Consider the following 20,743-nt stretch of genomic DNA (forward strand, 5'->3'; position numbering starts at 1 on the left):
CATGTCCCGCTACAACACACCTTTTGAGATCCACGTCCACGGCGAAGTGCCATTGCGCGCGGACGTTAATTTTGAACAGCTGCAGGAGGCTCTCAAGCCACTGTGGAAATACACCGGCTCCAAGTCCTTGGCGGCCGGTGCTGCCAGCGCTTATGAGGAAGAGCCGGGCATCCGGTTCGACGCGCAAAAACATTTGCTTCAAATGTGCTGGACAGTCCCTGGCGACGAAGACTTTCGCCAGGCGCTCGACGAAATGTGCATGGGCCTGAACGACCTCGCTGAAGCGGGCGCTCCCATCGAAGTGACCTTCTACGACTCCGACTTTGACGAAGATGAAGGCGCAGACGAAGAGGAAGCCCGTGATGATTTCGCGATGTATTTTGTAGGTCCCACGCCGGCAGCGATCATGCAGGTGCAGCGCGATCTCCTGGTCCAGGACATGATCGGCCTGATGGAGCGCCACTTTGACGGATCAGAGCTCGGTGAGGTCGTTGCGGCCGTCGACAAGCTGTTCGAGCAGCGCTTTGATGCACTGGTGAACTCCATGCAACTCGGTAAACCGCCGCGCGGCCTGGGCGGACCCCAAGGTGGCTCCGGCCATGGCGGCGGTGGCCGCAAGCCCCGGCATTTGCACTAAGCCGGCTTGGGTGAGTCTGAGGCTGCGGGCGAGCCAGGAAAGCCGAGTCCCCGCAGGTAAACGTCTATCGCATGCTGGCCGACTTCCAGCAGGTCAAAAGCCCCCGGATCCAGCAGCCAGTTCTGTATCAGGCCATCGATCAGCGCATGCAGCCCCTGCGCCGCCGCTGAAGCCGGCGCAGGCAACTGGAGGCGCATTTGTGCAGCTGCCGCCTCTATGCTTTGCTGGATGCCGGATAAAAAACCACCGCGCACTGCCAGATGACGCAGGCGAACCGCCTGGAGTTCTTCCACATATTCGACCTTCTGGGTCGCGACTTCAAAGACGCGCCGCGTTTGCGCGTCGGTCACAATTTGTCGCAGCGCGTTGGCAGTGGAGCGTCGTATCCTGTCCATCGGATTGAGGAAGTCCTCGCCCGGATGTTGCTGCGGATCTATTTCCTGGTTGAACGAGTTCTCCATGGGCAGGGTAACCCGCTCCATCATGGCGTTGAACAGGTCTGCCTTGTCCTTGAAATGCCAGTAGACCGCACCGCGTGTGGCGCCTGCGCGGCGTGCAATGTCCTGCAAGCTCGTGCGTGAGACACCTTGCGCCTGAAATAGATGTTCAGCCGCATCCAGCAGCTTGTGCCGGGTCGCCATGGCTTCTTCTTTTGTCCGACGGGCCAATCCATGTCTCCTGCAAGTCAATTTAGCGGGTTGTCGTATACATTCACAAATGTATGTAAACTATATCACTCGTAAAAACCCTTATTCTTTTTGTTTTCGGCAAAACGATGACTTGCATCAAACGCCGCTCACATATTTCGCTTTCCGCTTTTTTCCCAAATTTTGAGGATCAGCATGCCCAAGTCTCGCATTGTCCATTCGCCTTTATTCTCCCCTTTTGCGCCATACCAGCCTCTCGTCCTGGTTGCTGCACTCACATTGTTCCTGGCCGGATGCGGCAAGGGTGCCGGTGCTCCCGGCGGGGCACCGCCTCCTGCGGAAGTGGGTGTGGTGACAGTTACCCAGGGTGACGTCGGTCTGGTAACCGAGTTGCCGGGTCGCCTGGAGGCTTCACGCGTGGCACAGGTCAGGGCCCGCGCGGCCGGTATCCTGCAAAAACGGCTGTTCCGTGAAGGCAGCGACGTAAAAGAAGGGCAGGCGCTGTTCACGATTGATCCCGCACCATATGCCGCCGCCGCCGCCAGCGCGAAAGCGGGCCAGGCGCGCGCTGAGGCCAACCTGGCGCAGGCCGCCGCATTGGCCGAGCGTTACAAGCCGCTGGTAGAGGCCAACGCCATCAGCAAGCAGGAATATGCCAACGCCGTTGCAGCGCAAAAGCAGGCAGAGGCCGACGTTGCTGTGGGCAAGGCGAATGTGCAGACAGCCAGCATCAACCTGAGCTACGCCGCAGTGACAGCCCCAATCTCGGGCCGCATTGGCCGTGCGCTGGTCACCGAAGGCGCTTTGGTCGGCCAAGGCGAGGCCACCCAGCTGGCTGTCGTCCAGCAGATCAACCCGATGTATGTGAACTTCACGCAATCCGCCCCTGAAATCATGAAGCTGCGTGCTGCCATGGAAAGTGGTCAGTTCAAACGTGCCACGGGCGCCGAAGCGGCCAGCGTGCGCATCGTGCTCGAAGATGGCACCGAATACGCCCGTCCCGGCCGCCTGCTGTTTTCCGACCTGACGGTCGACTCCACGACGGGGCAGGTGACCCTGAGGGCTGAAGTGCCCAATCCCGGGGGCCAGCTGCTTCCCGGCCTTTATGTGCGCGTACGCCTGGAGCAGGCGCAGGCCAGCAACGCCATCACCTTGCCCCAGCAAGCTGTCACGCGCACCGCGCAGGGCGACACTGTCATGGTGGTGGGCGACGATGGAAAAGTCAGCCCGCGTCCCATCAAGATCGGCTCCGCCAAGGGCAACCAGTGGGTGGTGCTCGACGGCTTAAAGACCGGCGAAAAAGTCATGGTGGACGGGTTCCAGAAACTGCAGCCGGGCGCACCGGTGAAGCCCGTGCCGTGGCAACCGGCCGGTGCGAAGCCGGCCGATGCGGCTTCCGCCCCCGCATCCGCCGCCTCCGGTGCGCAAGCTGCTGCGCCTGCTGCCTCCGCTGCTTCTGCAGCAGCGAAGTAAGGAGCCAACTACATGGCCAAGTTTTTTATTGATCGGCCGATCTTTGCCTGGGTGATCGCACTGTTCATCCTGGTGGTTGGCGGCGTGGCGATCACGCAGCTGCCGATAGCCCAGTACCCGCCGGTCGCGCCGCCTTCGATTGTCGTCAACACCGCCTATCCCGGCGCTTCTGCCCAGACGCTCGAAGACAGCGTGCTGTCGGTGATCGAGCGAGAGATGAACGGTTCACCCGGCCTGATCTACATGGAGTCGGTGGCGCAGGCCGACGGCTCCGGCAGCATCACGCTGAGCTTCGAGCCCGGCACCAATCCCGATCTCGCGCAGGTGGATGTGCAGAACCGCCTGTCGCGCGCCTCACCGCGGCTGCCCGCCGCCGTCACGCAGCAAGGCGTTCGCGTCGACAAATCACGCTCCAACTTCCTGCTGTTCATCATGCTGTCGTCCGACAATCCCGCGCACGACCCCGTCGCGCTCGGTGATTACGCTTCGCGCAACATCGTGCCCGAGATCCAGCGTGTCAAAGGAATCGGCCAGGCCCAGCTCTTCGGCAGTGAGCGCGCCATGCGCATCTGGCTGGACCCGGCCAAGCTCACGGGCTTCAGCCTGTCGGCAAATGACGTTAACAACGCCATCCGCGCGCAAAACGCCCAGGTGTCGGCCGGCAGTATCGGCGACCGCCCCAATGTGGCGGGACAAGGCATTGCTGCCACCGTGGTAGTCACCGGCCAGCTTGCCAATGTCGAGCAGTTCGGCAACATTGTCCTTCGCGCCAATACCGACGGGTCGTCGGTGCGCCTTAAAGACGTGGCCCGCATCGAACTGGGTGGCCAGACGTATGCCACGTCGGCTCGCCTGAACGGCAAGACGGCGATCGGTATCGGTGTTCAGCTGGCACCCAGCGGCAACGCGCTTGCCGCTGCCAAGGCCGTTCGAACCAAGATGACCGAGCTCGAGCGCTATTTTCCGCAAGGCATGAAGTGGAGCATCCCCTACGACAGCTCGCGCTTCGTCAAGATTTCGATCTCCCAGGTTGCTGAAACATTGTTCGAGGCCGTAGCCCTGGTGTTCCTGGTCATGTTCCTGTTCCTGCAGAACTGGCGCTACACCATCATCCCGACCATCGTGGTGCCGATTGCACTGCTGGGTACTTTTGCCACCTTGCTGGCGCTCGGTTTCTCCATCAACGTGCTGACCATGTTCGGCATGGTGCTGGTGATCGGTATCGTCGTTGACGATGCGATCGTGGTCGTCGAAAACGTCGAACGCATCATGACCGAAGAGGGCTTGCCGCCGCTGGAGGCCACCCGCAAGGCGATGGGCCAGATTTCGGGCGCCATCATCGGCGTGACCGTGGTGCTGATTTCCGTGTTTGTGCCTTTGGCATTCTTCGCGGGCTCGACCGGCAACATCTACCGCCAGTTCTCCGCCGTGATGGTTTCGTCCATCGGCTTTTCCGCCTTCCTGGCCCTGTCCCTCACGCCGGCACTTTGCGCCACGCTGCTCAAGCCGGTTGAGGCTGGGCACCATCACGAGAAAAAGGGTTTTTTCGGCTGGTTCAACCGGGGGTTCTCGCGCACCGCAAAAAGCTATGAAAGCATGGTCGCGCGTATTCTCAAACGCGCCGCACGTTACCTGGTGATCTATGTGGCCATCATTGCCGCTGTGGCGGTGGTATACCTGCGTTTGCCCACATCCTTCCTGCCCAATGAAGACCAGGGCAACCTGCTGGTGAACGTGCAGTTGCCGCCGGGCGCAACTTACGAGCGCACGCTTTCGGTGATGGAAAAAGTCGAGGGTTTCATGCTCAAGCAGCCGGAAGTCGAAAGCATGGTCGGCGTGCTTGGCTTCAGCTTTTCCGGCCAGGGCCAGAATGCCGCGCTGGCGTTCGTGACGCTCAAGGACTGGAACGAGCGCGACGGCGAAGCGCATTCGGCCTCAGCGATAGCAGGACGGGCTTTCGGCGCCCTCATGGGTGTGCGTGATGCCTTCATCTTTCCGCTCAGCCCCCCACCCATTCCCGAACTGGGCACGGCCTCGGGCTTCAGCTTCCGCCTGCAGGACCGCGGCGGTGCGGGACATGATGCGCTTATCAACGCACGCAACCAGCTTTTGGGCATGGTTGCCAAGAGTCCGGTGCTCACACAAGTACGGCCCGATGGCCTGGAAGATGCGCCGCAGCTGCAGCTCGACATTGACCGCGACAAAGCCAATGCGCTGGGCGTGCCGTTTGACGCGATCAACGCGGTCCTGTCCACCTCGCTGGGTTCCAGCTATGTGAACGACTTCCCCAACCAGGGACGCCTGCAGCGCGTGGTGGTCCAGGCCGACGCGCCTTCGCGCATGCAGCCCGACGACCTGCTCCGGCTCAACGCCATCAACAGTCGCGGCCTGCCGGTTCCGTTGTCGTCGTTTGCCAGCACGCGGTGGATCAAGGGTGCCATGCAAACGGTGCGTTACAACGGCTACCCGGCCGTGCGTATCAGCGGCAGCGCCGCGCCAGGCTACAGCTCGGGCGCAGCGATGGCCGAGATGGAAAAGCTCGCAGCGCAACTGCCGCAGGGCTTCGGTTTCGAATGGACGGGCCAGTCGCGCGAGGAAAAACTCGCAGGCGCGCAGGCCATGCTGCTCTACGGCTTTGCCATCCTCGCGGTGTTCCTGTGCCTTGCCGCCCTGTACGAAAGCTGGAGCATTCCGCTCGCGGTGATCCTGGTGGTGCCGCTAGGCGTGATCGGTGTGTTGCTGGCAACGCTGCTGCGCAGTTATTCGAATGACGTGTACTTCCAGGTGGGGCTGATCACCATCATCGGCCTGTCGGCGAAGAACGCGATTCTGATCATCGAGTTCGCCAAGGACCTGCAGGCGCAGGGTACAGGTGTCATCGAGTCGGCGCTGGCCGCCGCGCATCTGCGGTTCCGTCCCATCGTCATGACGTCGCTGGCCTTCGGCCTGGGCGTGCTGCCGCTGGTACTGGCTTCCGGCGCCGGCTCCGCGAGCCAGCGCGCCATCGGTACCGGCGTGATCGGCGGCATGATCACCGGCACGATCCTGGCGGTGATTTTCGTTCCGGTGTTCTTTGTGGTCGTGCGCGGCCTCTTCAAGGGCAGCGAGCGGCAAAACAGGATGTATTCGGAGCATGCCAAAGCAGCAGGCATCACCGGAGAAGAAGGAAGTGAGGGTAAAGCCCATGAATAAATCCAGCATGAAACCCAGGTTTCCGCAGCTTTTGGCGGTTGGTGCTGCGGCACTGCTGGCCGGCTGCTCGATGATCCCGAAGTATGAGCGCCCGGCTGCGCCTGTTGCAGACCAGTGGCCGGCTGTTTCCGGTTTCACCACCGGTTCCGCGAAGGCGCAGCCTGCTGCTACCGCACCGGCTCCGACTGTCGCTGCGGCCGACATCGAGTGGCAGGCTTTTTTCAGCGACCCCAAACTGCGGCAGCTGATCGAGGCCTCGCTGCGCAACAACCGCGACCTGCGCATTGCCGTGCTCAATATTGAGCAAGCCAGGGCCCAGTACCGGATCCAGCGTGCCGACCAGTTCCCCACGATCAATGCCGGCATCACCGGTTCGCGCCAGCCCAATGCCAACGGTAACGGCAGCATCACGAGCTCCTACACCGGCGGTTTGTTGATGCCGTCCTATGAGCTCGACTTTTTCGGCCGGGTCTCCAGCCTGAAGGAAGCGGCATTGGCGCAGTACCTGGCTACGGAAGAAGGTCGCAAGACGGCACAGATCAGCCTGATTGCGTCGGTGGCCAACACCTACCTCAGCCTGCTGGCCGACGAAGAACTGCTGGCCATCACGCAGCAGACGCTGGCTACACGGGAAGAGTCCTTCAAGCTCAGCAAGCTGCGCTTTGACAACGGCGTTGCTTCCGAGCTGGATTTCCGCCAGGCCGAGTCATTGACCGAAGCCGCCCGTGCATCGCTGGCCCAACTGGTGCGCCAGCGTGCGCTGGACCAGAACGCCCTGACCCTGCTGATCGGCCAGCCCCTCAGCGGTGACCTGGCGGTGGCCTTGCCTGCCGGCAAAGGCCTGGCCGACGCACCCATGATGGTGGACGTGCCGGCGGGGTTGCCGTCTGATTTGCTGGAACGCCGCCCTGACATCCGCCAGGCTGAGCAACAGCTGCTGTCTGCCAACGCCGACATCGGCGCTGCCCGTGCGGCTTTTTTCCCGCGCATCTCGCTCACGGCTTCTGCCGGCAGCGCCAGCTCGCACCTGTCGGGCCTGTTCAAGAGCGGATCCTACGGCTGGACGCTGGCGCCGCAGCTGATCCTTCCGCTTTTTGATGCAGGCCGTAACCGTGCCGGGCTGGATTCGGCCAACGCCGGGCGTGACATTGCCATCGCCCAGTACGAAAAGTCCATCCAGACAGCTTTCCGTGAAGTCGCCGATGCGCTGGCGGGCCGCGACACCCTGGGCGAGCAACTGCGTGCCCAGCAGGCGCAGGCCAATGCCGAGGCGACGCGTTTCAAGCTGGCTGATCTGCGCTACCAGAACGGTGTGGCCAGCTACCTGGACCAGCTCGATGCGCAGCGTTCGCTGTTCGCCGCACGTCAGGCGGTGGTGCAAACCCGGCTGGCCCAGCTGCAAAGCCAGGTCACGCTGTACAAGACCCTGGGTGGCGGCTGGAAAGAGCCGCCTGAGGAAGCCTTGAGCCTGAAGGCGTCCACCCAGCTCAGCCGCTGAGCGGGTGCGCGGCGCCTGAGGGCGTCTGCGGGGATCAGACACGCGTGCTACAAGATTGATAGCTGCTTGCGCACATGGTTATTGGGCTGGCAGCTATTTTTGTATGAATTCTCACAAAAAGCAGGACAGCCGGTTTTCTTCCGGCACCCAAAATTCAGGTGATTTGTGCCTGCAAGCCAATCATCGTGGGCGCAAGCAGCTATCAAAACAATAGCAACCCTGCGGACACTCGCCATGGCGTCAGAAGGCGCCGCCACTTCGCCGCCGGAATTGCATGAAGGCTTGAGCCAGGCACTGGCTCCAGCCGTGCCGCGATGCACGGCTTGAATCGCGGTACCTGCCCGTGCCCGGTGGCTGCCGCGTCCTGTCGCCTCGCTCGTTCAATTGTGAGCAAGTGTTCCCTATGTATCCCCCTGACTTCCGCGCCACCCATGGCTTCGTGAAGGCACGTTAATTGCTGAAGGGTTACTCCCTACGGGGCCGCACCTGACGCGGCGGTATATTCGCGCCGACTGACAGGCAAACGGGGGCTCCTCTCACGAGAGGGTCCCCGTTCCATCAACCATGGCGGGCCACAAGCCCGCCAATTTTCTATTCGGGAGTGCAACAGGCATGAACTCAAACTGGACGATGAAGGCGCTGACAAGCGCCGTGCTGCTGGCCTTGGCCGGCCTGGCTGGCCTGGCGGCTGCGGCCACGGTGCCCGCGGGCGTGAAGCTGCACGAGACGCAGGAACTGGTCCGCAACAATGGCTCCGAGCCTGAAACCCTGGATGCGGCACTGGCGACTGGTGTTCCGGCCAACAACGTGATCCGCGACATGTTCGAAGGGCTGGCTGCTGCCGACCAAAACGGCAAGATCGTCCCTGCCGTAGCGGAGAGCTGGAAGCAGGTCGACCCTCTGACCTGGGTCTTCAAGCTGCGCAAGAACGCCAAATGGTCCAACGGCGACCCGGTGACGGCTGAAGATTTCATCTACAGCATGCGCCGCTTCGTCGATCCGGCGACCGCCTCCAAATACGCTTCCACCTACGGCGTCTTCCTGCTCAATGCCAAAGAAATCATTGAAGGCAAGAAGCCCGTCACCGAACTCGGCGTCAAGGCCATCGATCCCTATACCCTGGAGATCAAGACGCCTTTCCCGGTCGGTTTTCTGCCCGAGGTCGTCTCCAATCCCCAGCTCGCGCCCTTGCATAAAGCCACGATCGAGAAATTCGGCAAAGACTGGACCCGGCCCGCCAACATGGTGAACAACGGCGCCTTCTCGCTGAAAGACTGGCAGGTCAACAGCAAGATCATCCTGGTCAAGAACCCGTCGTACTGGGACGCGAAGAATGTCCAGCTCACCAAACTCACCTATCTCTCTGTCGAAGACGGCAATGCCGATGTGAAGCTCTATGAGTCGGGCGAGAATGACTGGGTCTACCAGCTCCCGCCCGGCACCTTCGACAAGTACAAGGCGCAATACCCCAAGGAAATCCGCAACACCGACATGCTGGGCCTGCGCTATTACTCGCTCAACAATGCAGACCCGGCACTCAAGGACATCCGTGTGCGCAAGGCGCTGTCGATGGCGCTGGACCGCGACATCCTCGCGCAGCGCGTGACGGCCGACGGCCAGACCCCTGCTTACGGCGTGATCGTCAAAGGCACCTCGGGCGCCGACGTCACCTCTTACGATTGGGCCAAATGGCCCGCCGACAAGCGCATCGCCGAAGCCAAAAAGCTGCTGAAGGAGGCCAACCTTCCGGCCGGCACCAAGCTGAAGTTCTCCTACAACACCAGCGACTATCACAAGAAAATGGCCATCTTCGCGGCCTCGGAGTGGAAAACCAAGCTGGGCCTGGACGTTGAACTCGAAGCGATGGAGTTCAAGGTGCTCATCAAGAAGCGCACCGACAAGGATTACCAGATCGCCCGCAACGGCTGGATCGCCGACTACAACGACGCCACCACCTGGCTCACGCTGGTGCAGTGCGATTCTGACCAGAACTACCACAACAGCTGCAACCGCAAGGCCTCCGCGCTGATCGACGAAGGCAACCAGTCGATGGACCCGCCCAAGCGCAAGGTGCTGCTGACGCAAGCCGCAAAGATGATCATGGAAGACTATCCCATCATCCCTTTGCTGCAATACACCGTACCGCGGCTGGTCAAGCCTTATGTGGGTGGCTACTCGACCACCAACGCGCTGGACCGCTACCGCGGCAAGGACCTGTACATCGTCAAGCATTGATGTCCGTCCGGGCAGGTGCCCTGTGTGCCTGCCTGTCCTTGATCTGCTTTTCACCGCCTTTCAATGTTTTTTCTGATGCCTCGCAGGTCTTTCAGGGCTAAGCTGTGCCTGGCCGACGCGCTCAGGCGCTCACACTGACATAGACCTAGCCCGGAGATATTCCCCATGTGGTCCTACACCTTCAGGCGCATCCTGGCGACGATTCCCACCTTGCTGGCCGTCGTCACCGTCTGCTATCTCCTGCTGCACGGCACGCCCGGCGGGCCTTTCGACGACGAACGCAAGGTGTCCGCTGCGGTGCTGGCCAACCTGCAGGCCAAGTACCACCTCGATCTGCCACTGTGGCAACAATACCTGTATTACCTCAACAGCCTGCTGCACGGCGACCTGGGCGCTTCGTTCCGTTATGCCGACTGGTCTGTCAATGAACTGGTGGCCAACGCGCTGCCGGTGTCCGCGGCGATAGGTGGGGGTGCCATCGTCATCTCCTTCTTTCTGGGTGTGTTCCTGGGCACGGTGGCCGCCGTGCGCCAGAACAGCGCGGTCGACTACCTCGTGATGCTGCTCGGCAACGCCGGGCATGTGTTTCCGTCGTTTGTGATCGGCCCAGTCCTGATTCTGGTGTTCGCCGTCTGGCTGAAGTGGGCGCCGGCCGGGGGCTGGAGCGATTTCGCCCCGCGTTTCATGATCCTGCCCATGCTGCTGCTGATCTTCATCAACGTGGCCACCATCGCGCGCGTCATGCGCGGCAGCCTGATTGAGGTGCTGCACAGCAACTTCATCCGCACTGCGCGCGCCAAGGGCCTGCCCATGCGCACCGTCATCCTGCGCCACGCCCTCAAGCCCGCGCTGTTGCCGGTGGTATCCGTCATGGGCCCTCTGGCGATCTCATCGATCACGTCGGCTATCGTGACCGAGTCGGTGTTCTCCCTGCCGGGCATCGGCAAGCTGATCGTCAATGGCGCCGCCAACCGCGACTACACGCTGGTACTGGGCCTCGTTGTACTGGTGACTGTGATCGCCGTTACGCTGAACCTGCTGGTGGACCTGGCCTACGCCTTGCTCGACCCGAAAATCCGGTACTGAGCAGGGATCTGCATGTTGTTTGAACAAAAAACCAGACAAGACCAGCTCGCCGCGGCTGTTGGCCAGACGCTGGCCGACGCCGAGATCCACGGCCGCAGCCCCTGGGCGGATGCGCGCGTACGCTTCATGCGCAACAAGGCCGCGGTGTTCAGCCTGTACCTGCTGGCATTCATCACGCTGTGTTGCATCGTCGGGCCCTGGCTGCTGCCGCATGCCTTCGATGCGGCCGACTGGGACGCGATGAGCCTGCCGCCCACGCTCAAGAATGCCCATTTTTTCGGCACCGACGAGTCGGGCCGCGACCTGCTGGTGCGCAGCCTGGTGGGCGGCCGCGTCTCGCTGCTGGTGGGTTTCCTGGCGACGCTGTCGGCCGTGACGCTGGGCATTGTGTGGGGTGCGACGGCGGGCTTCATAGGCGGCAGGGTAGATGCCTTCATGATGCGTGTCGTCGACATGATGTATGCCGTGCCTTACCTGCTGATCGCCATCCTGATGGTGACCATATTGGGGCGGGCTTTTTACCTGGTGGTGATCACCATCACGGTGTTCTCCTGGATGAACATGGCACGCGTGGTGCGCGGCCAGACGCTGTCGCTGCGCTCCAAGGAGTTCATTGAAGCGGCCCGTGCGCTGGGCGTGCCCACGCGGCGCATCATCTTCCAGCACATTGTTCCCAATCTTCTGGGCATCGTCGCGATCTACACCACGGTCACCGTGCCGGCCGTGATCCTGGTCGAGTCCGTGCTGTCATTCCTGGGGCTGGGCATCCAGGAGCCCATGACAAGCTGGGGCGTGCTGATCCACGACGGTGCATCCGTCATGGAGGTCTCGCCCTGGATGCTGCTGTTTCCGGCGGGGATGCTCTCGCTGACGCTGTACTGCTTCAATTACATCGGGGACGGCCTGCGTGATGCGCTCGACCCCAAAGACCGCTGAGCCGCACCATGAGCCTGATTGAAGTCAATAACCTCGGGGTTCAGTTCCAGACCCAGGACGGGCTGATCTACGCCGTCAACGGCATCAACTTTTCGCTGGAGCGCGGCCAGACCCTGGGCATCGTCGGCGAGAGCGGTTCCGGCAAAAGCCAGAGCGTGCTGGCCATGATGGGGCTGCTCGCGGGCAATGGCAAAGCCACCGGCCAGGCCTTGTACAAGGGCCAGGATCTGCTGGCCATGAAGCCGGCCGAGCTCAACAAGATACGCGGCAACCGCGTCGCGATGATCTTCCAGGACCCGATGACTTCGCTGAACCCTTACCTGACGGTAGAGCGGCAGATGACTGAAGTGCTGCAGTTCCACAAGGGCCTGGACCGGAAGTCCGCCCGCGCCAGGTCGGTGCAACTGCTCGATGCGGTCAAGATCCCGGAAGCTGCCCGCCGTATCACCATGTACCCGCACGAATTTTCGGGCGGCATGCGCCAGCGCGTGATGATCGCCATGGCCTTGCTCTGTGAGCCCGAAGTGCTGATCGCCGACGAGCCCACCACGGCGCTGGACGTGACGGTGCAGGCGCAGATCATCGCCTTGCTGCGCGACCTGCAGCGCGACTTTGGCACCGCAATTGTCATGATCACGCACGACCTGGGCGTGGTGGCCGGTCTGTGCGATGAAGTCATGGTGCTGTACGGTGGGCGGGTGATGGAGCAGGGCAGTGCCGACAGCATTTTTTATGGTGCCTCCCATCCGTATACCGTGGGCCTTCTGGGCGCCATACCGCGCCTGGACGCGGATGAGGAAGCGCTTGTGGCCATCCCCGGTGCACCGCCCAACATGGCGCGGCTTCCCAAGGGCTGCCCGTTCAGCGAACGCTGTACGCTGGCCAGTGACCAATGCCGTGACGTGATGCCCGCGTTGCTGCCGGCCACGCACAACCCGGCGGTGCTGAGGGCTTGCCACAAATCCAGCGAGGCTGTGTCTGAACTTGCGGCCAAGGGAGCCGTCCATGCGTGATGCATCTCAACCCATTTTGTCGGTGCGCGACCTGAAAGTGCACTTCAGGATCAAAAGCGGCGCCTGGCCCTGGTCGCCCGCCCGCACCCTGAAGGCCGTGGACGGCATTTCCTTCGACATCCATGCGGGCGAAACGCTGGGCGTGGTGGGTGAGTCGGGCTGCGGAAAATCCACCTTGGCGCGTGCCGTGCTGAACCTGATTCCTGCCACCGCCGGCAACATTGTGTGGATGGGGCAGGAAATGACCGGCGCCTCCCCCCGGGCCTGGCTGGGCGTCAGGTCAGACATCCAGATGATCTTCCAGGACCCGCTGGCTTCGCTGGACCCGCGCATGACCATCGCGCAAATCATTGCCGAACCTTTGCGCACGCATCGGCCGCGCATGCCCGAGGCCGAAGTGATGCAGCGCGTTAAAACCATGATGAGCCGCGTCGGCCTGATGCCGCAGCAGATCAACCGCTACCCGCATGAATTTTCAGGCGGCCAGTGCCAGCGCATCGGCATCGCCCGGGCGCTGATCCTGGAGCCCAAGCTCATCATCTGCGACGAGCCGGTGTCGGCGCTGGATGTCTCGATCCAGGCGCAGATCATCAACCTGCTCAAGGCCCTGCAAAAGTCCATGGGCCTGGCGCTGATCTTCATCGCGCATGACCTGGCGGTTGTCAAACACATCAGCGACCGCATCCTGGTGATGTACCTGGGGCATGAAATGGAAGTGGCGAAAAAGAAAGCGTTGTATGCCGCGCCGCGCCATCCCTACACGCAGGCGTTGCTCTCGGCGATCCCGATTCCCGATCCGGCGCTGGAGCGAAAGAAGGTGATTCAGTTGCTGCAAGGCGACCTGCCGTCGCCCATGTCGCCGCCCTCGGGATGCGTGTTTCGAACGCGCTGCCCGCAGGCCATCGCGCGTTGCGCCGAAGAGGTGCCCGAGCTTCGCCGCCTGGACGACCAGACTGAAGCGGCTTGCCTGCTGGCTTGAGGGATTTTATGGCTGCGACCTAATCAGGGCGGGCGCGAGCAGCTATCAAAACTATAGCGATCTGGTTCAGGCCCGAAGAACGCAGAGGTAGGCGGCGAACACCGCGGCGAGCCACACGGTTTCTACCAGCATCAACGCCATGGGCCGCCAGCCCAGCCGCACCAGTTCCTCGAACGAGGTTTTAATGCCCAGCGCTGAAATGGCAATCACCAGGCAGACCCGGGAGACATGACCCAGTGCGTCTGTGAGTTGCTGCCTGACCAGGCCCGCACTGTTGAGCAGCACCAGCACCATGAAGCCCACCAGGAAAAAAGGCAGCAGAGGTGCGCGCTGTCCTGCACCGCCTGGCGTGCTGGCCTGCTTCCGCCAGTAGTACGCCAGCACTGCCACCACCGGCACCAGCAGCGTGACACGGAACAGCTTGACGATCACCGCCACATCGCCGGCATCATGGGAAATCATCAGGCCTGCACCCACCACTTGCGCCACGTCATGGATCGTGCCGCCCAGAAAGATGCCGGCGCTGGTTTCGTCCAGGCCCAGCACCTTGACCAGCAAGGGGTAGACCACCATTGCCAGCGTCGACAAGCCTGTTACGCCGACCACGGTGAGTAGCGTGTGGCGCTCGTTCTCCTCGGTTTTCGGCATGACGGCCGCAACCGCCAGTGCCGCCGACGCGCCGCAGATGGACACGGCTGCACCGCAGAGCAGGCCGAAGTCGGTGGCAAGGCCCAGGCGCCGCGCCAGCCAGGCGCCCAGTGCAATGGTGCTGGCAACCCCCAGCAGGGCGGTGGCCAGCGGACCGATGCCGAGCTGGCCGATTTGCGCCAGCGTGATGCGCGCGCCCAGCAGGGCTACACCGATGCGCAGCAGGGTTTTGGCGCAGAACTCAATGCCGGGTCGGCAGCGTTCGTCCTGGTGCAGGAAGTGAAAGGCCAGACCGAACAGCAGGGCGTACAGCAGTTGTGGGCCGCCGTAATGTTCAGAGACAAAGGTAGCGGCCAGCATGATGAGCAGCGGCGAGGCGATGCCCGGCCAGAGGCTGCGGGTGCGTTGGAGCCAAAGGTATGCGTTGCTGGGCATGGTGATGCAAACCGGAAGGAAAAAGGCAGGCAAGGGCCGCCGCAGAGGGCGGATGAAATCGAATGGGGGAGAGGAAAGGGGCTGGGGGTGATGCGAAGGGCAAGGGCGCAGAGGTAAAACCCTCAGGCCGCCAATGCGGCAAACCCCTGCTGCAAGTCGCTCACCAGGTCGGCCGGGTCTTCCAGCCCGATGTGCAAGCGCACGATCTGGCCGTGGCCCGACCAGTCGGTCACGCTGCGGGCACCGCGCATGTTGGTCAGCGTGACCAGGCTTTCATAGCCGCCCCACGAAGCGCCCAGGCCGAACAGCCGAAGGCCGTCGATCAGCCGCTCGGCGGCGGTCTGGTCGAAGGCGGGCTGAAGCTCGAAGGACAACAGGCCGTTGGTGCCCTTGCAGTCGCGTTGCCAGATGGCGTGGCCTGGATGGCCGGGCAGGGCCGGGCAGAACACGGTCGCCACTTCACTGCGTGTTTGCAGCCAGGCAGCCACCTTCAGGGCACCGCGTTCATGCAGGGCCAGGCGCGCGGCCATGCTGCGTGTGCCGCGCAGCACCAGGTAGGCATCGTCGGGGCTTACCGTCATGCCGAAGGCATCGCTGCGTTCGTTCAGCGCCTGCCAGGCGGCTTGCGTGGTGGCTACGGTGCCCATCATCACGTCGGAGTGGCCCGACAGGTATTTGGTGGCCGCCATGATGGACACGTCGGCGCCCAGCGCCAGCGGCCGGTACTGGTAGCCGGAGCCCCAGGTGTTGTCGGCCACCAGCAGCAGGCCGCGTGCACGGGCGATGCCGGCCAGGCGCGGCAGGTCGCACATTTCATACACCAGCGAACCCGGGCATTCGGCATAAATCATGCGCGTGCCGGCCTCGATTTTTTCTTCCACGTCGCTGCCATCAGCCGCGAAGAAAGTGCAGCGGATGTTGTAGGGCGTGAGGAAGGACTCCACCAGCTTGCGCGCCGGTTCGTAGACGCTGTCCGACATCAGCAGGTGGTCACCGGGCTTGAGGTAGGACAACAGCGTCATCGCGATGGCGGCCAGGCCTGTGGGAAAGAGCCGGGTGCGCCAGGCGCCTTCCAGCTCGCTGACCATGTCTTCCAGTGCGTAGTTGGTCGGGTTGCCGCGCGCCCCGTAGGTGAACACGCGCTCATCGCCGCGGCGCAGGCGCATCTCGCGCTGGTGCGCTGTGTTGTCAAACAGCACTGTGCTGGCGCGCACCACGGCCGGGTTGACCGGCCGGCCTCCGTCATAGGCCGGCTGCTTGCCGGCGTGGACCAGGCGGGTCAGGGGTGACGCACTGGGTGCGGTGGCCGGTGGTGTTTTTTTGCTCATGTCGGGGCGGTTTGATGAATCCGGGGTCAGTCTAGCTTGGCGCCCGAGAGCTTGACGACGCGCGACCAGCGGGCAATGTCCGCCTTGAGCTGCGCGGCAAAAGCCGCCGACGTGTTGCCCACCACTTCGCTGCCGCCGTCGGTGATCAGCTTGCTGACTTCCGGCGACTTGAGCGAGCGCACGATGCTGTCGTGCAGGTAAGCCACGCGTTCGGGTGGCGTGCCCGCCGGTGCGAAGAAACCGTACCAGTCTTCAAAGGTCGTGTTCTTGTAGCCCAGCTCTTCCAGTGTCGGTACCTTGGTGAACACGCCGATGCGGCGCGGGCTGGTGACGGCCAGGGCGCGCATCTTGCCGTTCTGGATGAAACTGGACACCGAGGCGGTGGAAGTGATGAGCACGTCCACCTGGCCGCCCAGCAGGTCGGTGATGGCCGGCGCCGCGCCCTTGTAGGGCACGTGGGTCATGCTGATGGCGCTGTCTTTTTCCAGAACCACGCCGACGAGGTGCGAGAGTGTGCCATTGCCGGGCGTGGCATAGGTAACTCGACCGCCTGCGACTTTGGTCTGCGCGGCGAGGTCGGCAAAACTTTTCAGGGGCGAGTTGCTGGCCACTACCAGCACCAGCGGTGCGGCATTGATCTGGGTGATGGGCAGGAAGTTTTTCAGCGGGTCAAAACCCGGCGAGGCATACAGCGAGGGATTGACGGCCATCAACGAGACCTGGCCCGTGAGCACTGTGTAGCCGTCTGGCTTGGCGTCGGCCACGGCCTTGGCGCCTATGTTGCCGCCGGCGCCGCCGCGATTGTCGACGATGGCGCTCTGTCCGGTGATGTCGGACAGTCGGCTCGTCACGAAGCGCGTCGTGGCGTCATTGCCGCCGCCGGCCGGGAACGGCGACACAAACTTGATGGCCTGGTTCGGGAAGCCGCCGACCTGCGGCATGGGTTGGGCTGAGGCGCCGCCGTGTACGTAGAGGAGGGCGCAGCACAGCGAGGCTGCGGTCAATTTCAGTTTGGCAAGCATGGGGGCTCCTGAATGAATTGGGGCAAAAGATGAATAAAAAAATGAGGCGGCGCGGGGCCAAATCGGTATTACGCGGGGTGGGTGGCCGCGGCATCGGGCAAGTGAAATGCGTTCAGTTCCAGTGCGTCGAGCTGCCCGATCAGGTTCACTTCCCAGGCCAGGTACTGGCGGGCAGCTTCCTTGTTGCCGTCGTGCCGGTCATGCACGAAGAACAGGTAGTCGATGCAGTCGCTGTCGGCGGGAATGTTGTCAGTGGCCTGCAGCGCAAAGCCGGCGGCGCGCCAGGCGTCGAGGCCGCCTTCGAGCAGGCTGGCTTTCAGGCCCAACGCCTGGAGGTCAACGGCCGCGCAGGCGGCCGCAGCGGGCTCGTCGGCAACCAGCACCACCGGGCGGTGTTCACCGGCCAGAGCCTGTGCCAGGCGTGGGCGGATGGACCAGCGTGTACCCGCGATATGGTTTTGGCGAAACTGCATGCTGGGACGCAGGTCGATGGCGACCACGGTGCCATCGGCCAGCCCGGCCGACAGGGCCTGCGCGGTGGTGGCGGGCAGCGCGGGCAGGGCCACGGGCGCCGTGGCGGGCAGCGCCAGGCCACTGGCCAGGCCCTGGTCCAGCACGCTGGCGTCGTGGCCCAGCTGGCGCAGCCAGCTGGCGACCGTCAGCGCGCGTATGCCGTCCGTATCAAACAGCACCAGCCGGGCCTGGCGCACGCCCACATACTGGTCGGTGGCCTGGATCAGCTGGCCGCCCGGCGTGTGCTGCGCGCCGGGCAGGCTGCCGCGTGCAAATTCTTCGGGGCTGCGGACATCGCACAAAAAGAGCGTGCGCTGCGCGTCGCCGGCCCAGCCGCGTACAGTCTGTGCGTTGACGACAGGTACATCGAAACGCTTTGCCAGCGCCTGGGCTGCCGCGCGCATGCCGGCGGGCTCTGTGGGCTGGGCCGAGTCCTTGTAGCGGCGCGTGCCGCCGTGCTCGAGTTTGAAGTCTGCCAGGTACCAGCCCTGGGTACCGTTTTCCAGCGCCGATACGGGGTTGCGCAAGCCGAGGTTGATCAGCGTTTGCGCGCCGATGATACTGCGCGTGCGGCCTGCGCAGTTGATCACGATGTGCGTGCTTTCGCTGGGGACCAGGTCACGGATGCGCAGGGCCAGCTCGCCGTTCGGGCAACTGATCGCCGTCGGGATGTTCATCTTGCGGAACTCCGAAAACGGCCGACCGTCGAGCACCACCACGTCGTCTTGCCGCTCCAGCATGGCTGCAAGTTCAGTCGCACTGACGCGGGGCGTGTGATAGACCTGCTCGGCCAGTTCGCCGAAAGTTTTGGACGGCACGTTGACGCCGGCAAACAACGGGAAGCCAGCGACTTGCCAGCCGGCTGTGCCGCCCTGCAGCACCTGCACATCGCTGTAGCCGAGTGCACTGAAGCGGCGCGCGGCCAAAGGCGCTGCGCCGCTGCCGTCGTCGTCATACACCACCAGCCGCACACTGCGGCGCGGCGCCAGGCGCGGTGCGTCCAGCTCAAGCCGGCTGTAGGGCAGAGGGATGCCGTAAAACAAATGCGACTGGCCGTACTGGCCGTGCTCGCGCACATCAAACAGGGCGATTTCCGCGCCGTCGTGCAGCCAGGCTTTCAGCGTGGCCGCGTCTACAAAACGTGTCATGGGATAGGGGGCGTGTAGGTTCGGAAATTCAGGGAAGGGGGTAAGGGCGCGCGGGTGTTCAGCGGCGCGTCTGCACGCCGATGCCCATGGTTTCGTACGTACCTTTTTCCAGGTCGTAGCCGGTGCGCGTGTTCAGCGTTTCAAGCGCGCGGCCATACATGTGCAAGTGGCGTATCACCTGGCCGGCCGGAATCTCCACCGAATGGATGTCTTCGGGCATCAGGGCGATGCCCGTGCCGGGCTCGACCACGACGGAGTTGACCTCTTTGAGCTGCGCCTTGCCCGGCACTGAGCCATCGTCCTGGCGTTCGTACACGCGGTTGATCTCGGAGCCTTCCACGGCACTGATGCAGGCCCAGGTCGTATGGTTGTGCGGCACGATGCGTTTGCCGGGACGCATCACGTTGAGGTAAAGCGCGAAGCTCTGGTCGGCGTCTTCAGCGATCAGGTAGCGCGCCTGCAGTTCGGGGCTTTCGGGCGCAGCGAAATCCGTAGCGTTCCACAGCTCCTTCTGGCCGGCCAGCTGGTTCAGGACCGCGAGCACTTTGGCCAGCGACTGGCGATTTGCTTCGCCGCTCCCAACAATAATCTTAATGTTTTGAATGGCGGCGCCAACTACCTGGTTGCGCTCGGCTGCTGCGGTCATGGGCATCTTCCTGAGTGAGGTTTTGGGTTTACTTGGCCTAATATAGTCAACTCGTATTTCTGAAACAACTCAGAAATAGAGATAAATACATTAGCATTTGTAATAAGTAGATATTTGCAAAACGCCTGGAAATGAAAACCCTTGATCTGGAATTGCTGCGAGCGCTGGTGGCCATCGACGAGCAGGACAGCTTTGCCAGCGCCGCCGTGCAGCTGGGCAAAACACAGTCGGCGGTGACGCAGCAAATGCAGCGGCTGGAAGACCAGATCGGCCACCCGCTGTTTGAAAAGCATGGGCGCCAGAAGCGCCTGACGCCGCATGGGTTAAAGCTGCTCGGTTATGCGCGCCACCTGCTGGCCATCAATGACGATGCCTTGCGCAGCCTGCAGCAAGGCAACCTGGAGGGTGTACTGCGCATAGGCGCGCCGCACGACGTGGCCGACACCATGCTGCCGACGCTGCTGGCACAGGTGGCGCGTGCTTCGCCGCTGTTGCAGCTAGACATCCATGTGGGGCGCAGCCCTTTCCTGATGGAATCCCTCAAGCGCGGCGAGATCGACATGACTATCTCCAACCGCAACGACCCGGCACTCGACGGCGTGGTGCTGCGTACCTCACCCACGGTATGGTTGTGCTCAGCCAGCTACGTACATGACCGCGCCAAGCCGGTGCCGCTGATCCTGGTGGAGGGCCCCAGCGTATTTCACAGGCTGGCACGCGAGGCGCTGGACGCTGCCGGAATTCCCTGGTCGCCGAGCTATACCGCTTCCAGCCTGATCGGCATCAAGGCTGCACTGCGTGCGGGTTTGGGTGTGACTGCGCGCGGCATCGAGATGGCGGGCAGCGACCTGCGCGTGCTGGGCGAAAACGATGGACTGCCGCGCTTGCCTGAGCTTGATTACTACCTGTTCGTTCGAAAGAATGTCATTAACCCGGTGACACGCAAGGTGTTCGAGATGCTGAAATCCAACCTCGGTTTGATTCGCAGCGCGGCGGACCCGGCTATCCCTGCCGCGCGTGCTGATCGGGAAATTTAAGCAGCGTCGGGAAAAATAAACGGCCAGAATTCCGGCGGAAAACGTATCCACGATGCACTGCAGACTTTTTAATTACTTTGCTAAAAATAATCGCGTGTGAATTTTCGGTGTCGCGAGATCACAAAAAATAAACGCGCGAAAAACGTTGGACGCGAGCCACATGTAGCGGTTGTATCTGCGTGGTAACACGGTGCATGCGTCATCCGCGGTGTACGCTCGCCGGACGCTGACGATGCCCACGAGGAGGTGGGGTTGTCTCGCGTATCCGAT

General features: G+C 62.7%; 16 protein-coding genes. 10 read left to right on the plus strand and 6 right to left on the minus strand.

What is annotated here, in order from left to right; translation table 11 throughout:
* Position 1 precedes the first annotated feature (1 nt).
* Positions 2-637 (plus strand): DUF6806 family protein, encoded by a 636-nt coding sequence (locus AC1DY9_RS02635; protein ID WP_457280301.1) that lies wholly within the window; start codon positions 2-4, stop codon positions 635-637.
* Here AC1DY9_RS02635 and AC1DY9_RS02640 read toward each other — a convergent pair.
* Positions 634-1,305: a TetR family transcriptional regulator gene (locus AC1DY9_RS02640; protein ID WP_457280302.1), complete on the minus strand. Its 672-nt coding sequence runs from the start codon at positions 1,303-1,305 to the stop codon at positions 634-636. The two genes, AC1DY9_RS02635 and AC1DY9_RS02640, sit on opposite strands and share 4 nt — an antisense overlap.
* Before the next feature lie 174 nt (positions 1,306-1,479).
* Between AC1DY9_RS02640 and AC1DY9_RS02645 the strand changes: the two genes are divergently transcribed.
* The 8 genes from AC1DY9_RS02645 (at position 1,480) to oppF (ending at position 13,696) form a co-directional block, all read left to right on the plus strand.
* On the plus strand, positions 1,480-2,757 hold the full coding sequence (locus tag AC1DY9_RS02645) for an efflux RND transporter periplasmic adaptor subunit (RefSeq protein ID WP_477665738.1): 1,278 nt from the start codon (positions 1,480-1,482) through the stop codon (positions 2,755-2,757).
* Between the two features lie 12 nt (positions 2,758-2,769).
* The gene (locus AC1DY9_RS02650) at positions 2,770-5,949 is read left to right on the plus strand and encodes an efflux RND transporter permease subunit (protein WP_477665739.1); all 3,180 of its coding nucleotides are present in this window, start codon (positions 2,770-2,772) and stop codon (positions 5,947-5,949) included.
* Positions 5,942-7,447, plus strand: a complete 1,506-nt coding sequence (locus AC1DY9_RS02655; protein ID WP_457280305.1) for an efflux transporter outer membrane subunit — start codon at positions 5,942-5,944, stop codon at positions 7,445-7,447. Before AC1DY9_RS02650 ends, AC1DY9_RS02655 begins: the two co-directional genes overlap by 8 nt.
* A gap of 612 nt (positions 7,448-8,059) precedes the next feature.
* Positions 8,060-9,682 (plus strand): peptide ABC transporter substrate-binding protein, encoded by a 1,623-nt coding sequence (locus tag AC1DY9_RS02660; RefSeq protein ID WP_477665740.1) that lies wholly within the window; start codon positions 8,060-8,062, stop codon positions 9,680-9,682.
* A 165-nt stretch (positions 9,683-9,847) separates the two neighbouring features.
* Positions 9,848-10,768, plus strand: coding sequence for an oligopeptide ABC transporter permease OppB (oppB, locus tag AC1DY9_RS02665; protein WP_457280307.1), 921 nt, complete (start codon positions 9,848-9,850; stop codon positions 10,766-10,768).
* Positions 10,769-10,780: 12 nt separating this feature from the next.
* The gene (locus AC1DY9_RS02670) at positions 10,781-11,704 is read left to right on the plus strand and encodes an ABC transporter permease subunit (RefSeq protein ID WP_457280308.1); all 924 of its coding nucleotides are present in this window, start codon (positions 10,781-10,783) and stop codon (positions 11,702-11,704) included.
* Between the two features lie 8 nt (positions 11,705-11,712).
* Entirely contained in the window at positions 11,713-12,717 is a 1,005-nt protein-coding gene (locus AC1DY9_RS02675) for an oligopeptide/dipeptide ABC transporter ATP-binding protein (protein WP_477665741.1), read from the plus strand.
* Positions 12,710-13,696, plus strand: a complete 987-nt coding sequence (gene oppF, locus AC1DY9_RS02680; protein ID WP_457280310.1) for a murein tripeptide/oligopeptide ABC transporter ATP binding protein OppF — start codon at positions 12,710-12,712, stop codon at positions 13,694-13,696. Before AC1DY9_RS02675 ends, oppF begins: the two co-directional genes overlap by 8 nt.
* Before the next feature lie 66 nt (positions 13,697-13,762).
* On the opposite strand, the gene AC1DY9_RS02685 is transcribed toward oppF, so the two are convergent.
* The 5 genes from AC1DY9_RS02685 to AC1DY9_RS02705 form a co-directional block, all read right to left on the minus strand.
* On the minus strand, positions 13,763-14,779 hold the full coding sequence (locus AC1DY9_RS02685; protein WP_457280311.1) for a YeiH family protein: 1,017 nt from the start codon (positions 14,777-14,779) through the stop codon (positions 13,763-13,765).
* Positions 14,780-14,901: 122 nt separating this feature from the next.
* Positions 14,902-16,107 carry a cystathionine beta-lyase gene (metC, locus tag AC1DY9_RS02690; RefSeq protein ID WP_457280312.1) on the minus strand — a complete coding sequence of 402 codons (1,206 nt, stop codon included), beginning with the start codon at positions 16,105-16,107 and terminating at the stop codon, positions 14,902-14,904.
* A 26-nt stretch (positions 16,108-16,133) separates the two neighbouring features.
* Entirely contained in the window at positions 16,134-17,129 is a 996-nt protein-coding gene (locus AC1DY9_RS02695) for a Bug family tripartite tricarboxylate transporter substrate binding protein (protein WP_457280313.1), read from the minus strand.
* Between the two features lie 68 nt (positions 17,130-17,197).
* Entirely contained in the window at positions 17,198-18,790 is a 1,593-nt protein-coding gene (locus tag AC1DY9_RS02700; RefSeq protein WP_457280314.1) for a rhodanese-like domain-containing protein, read from the minus strand.
* A gap of 58 nt (positions 18,791-18,848) precedes the next feature.
* The gene (locus tag AC1DY9_RS02705) at positions 18,849-19,436 is read right to left on the minus strand and encodes a cysteine dioxygenase family protein (RefSeq protein WP_457280315.1); all 588 of its coding nucleotides are present in this window, start codon (positions 19,434-19,436) and stop codon (positions 18,849-18,851) included.
* A gap of 131 nt (positions 19,437-19,567) precedes the next feature.
* On the opposite strand from AC1DY9_RS02705, the gene AC1DY9_RS02710 reads away from it, so the two are divergent.
* A complete protein-coding gene (locus AC1DY9_RS02710; protein WP_457280316.1) occupies positions 19,568-20,473 on the plus strand; it encodes a LysR substrate-binding domain-containing protein in 906 nt (301 codons plus the stop codon).
* Positions 20,474-20,743 lie beyond the last annotated feature (270 nt).

This window comes from Polaromonas sp. P1_F6, from assembly GCF_056405695.1.

Excerpts from the sequence above, each read along its gene's own strand:
- AC1DY9_RS02635 (WP_457280301.1), top strand. The coding sequence starts at position 2 with ATGTCCCGCTACAACACACCTTTTGAGATCCACGTCCACGGCGAAGTG.
- AC1DY9_RS02645 (WP_477665738.1), top strand. The coding sequence starts at position 1,480 with ATGCCCAAGTCTCGCATTGTCCATTCGCCTTTATTCTCCCCTTTTGCG.
- AC1DY9_RS02650 (WP_477665739.1), top strand. The coding sequence starts at position 2,770 with ATGGCCAAGTTTTTTATTGATCGGCCGATCTTTGCCTGGGTGATCGCA.
- AC1DY9_RS02655 (WP_457280305.1), top strand. The coding sequence starts at position 5,942 with ATGAATAAATCCAGCATGAAACCCAGGTTTCCGCAGCTTTTGGCGGTT.
- AC1DY9_RS02660 (WP_477665740.1), top strand. The coding sequence starts at position 8,060 with ATGAACTCAAACTGGACGATGAAGGCGCTGACAAGCGCCGTGCTGCTG.
- oppB (WP_457280307.1), top strand. The coding sequence starts at position 9,848 with ATGTGGTCCTACACCTTCAGGCGCATCCTGGCGACGATTCCCACCTTG.
- AC1DY9_RS02670 (WP_457280308.1), top strand. The coding sequence starts at position 10,781 with ATGTTGTTTGAACAAAAAACCAGACAAGACCAGCTCGCCGCGGCTGTT.
- AC1DY9_RS02675 (WP_477665741.1), top strand. The coding sequence starts at position 11,713 with ATGAGCCTGATTGAAGTCAATAACCTCGGGGTTCAGTTCCAGACCCAG.
- oppF (WP_457280310.1), top strand. The coding sequence starts at position 12,710 with ATGCGTGATGCATCTCAACCCATTTTGTCGGTGCGCGACCTGAAAGTG.
- AC1DY9_RS02685 (WP_457280311.1), bottom strand. The coding sequence starts at position 14,779 with ATGCCCAGCAACGCATACCTTTGGCTCCAACGCACCCGCAGCCTCTGG.
- metC (WP_457280312.1), bottom strand. The coding sequence starts at position 16,107 with ATGAGCAAAAAAACACCACCGGCCACCGCACCCAGTGCGTCACCCCTG.
- AC1DY9_RS02695 (WP_457280313.1), bottom strand. The coding sequence starts at position 17,129 with ATGCTTGCCAAACTGAAATTGACCGCAGCCTCGCTGTGCTGCGCCCTC.
- AC1DY9_RS02700 (WP_457280314.1), bottom strand. The coding sequence starts at position 18,790 with ATGACACGTTTTGTAGACGCGGCCACGCTGAAAGCCTGGCTGCACGAC.
- AC1DY9_RS02705 (WP_457280315.1), bottom strand. The coding sequence starts at position 19,436 with ATGACCGCAGCAGCCGAGCGCAACCAGGTAGTTGGCGCCGCCATTCAA.
- AC1DY9_RS02710 (WP_457280316.1), top strand. The coding sequence starts at position 19,568 with ATGAAAACCCTTGATCTGGAATTGCTGCGAGCGCTGGTGGCCATCGAC.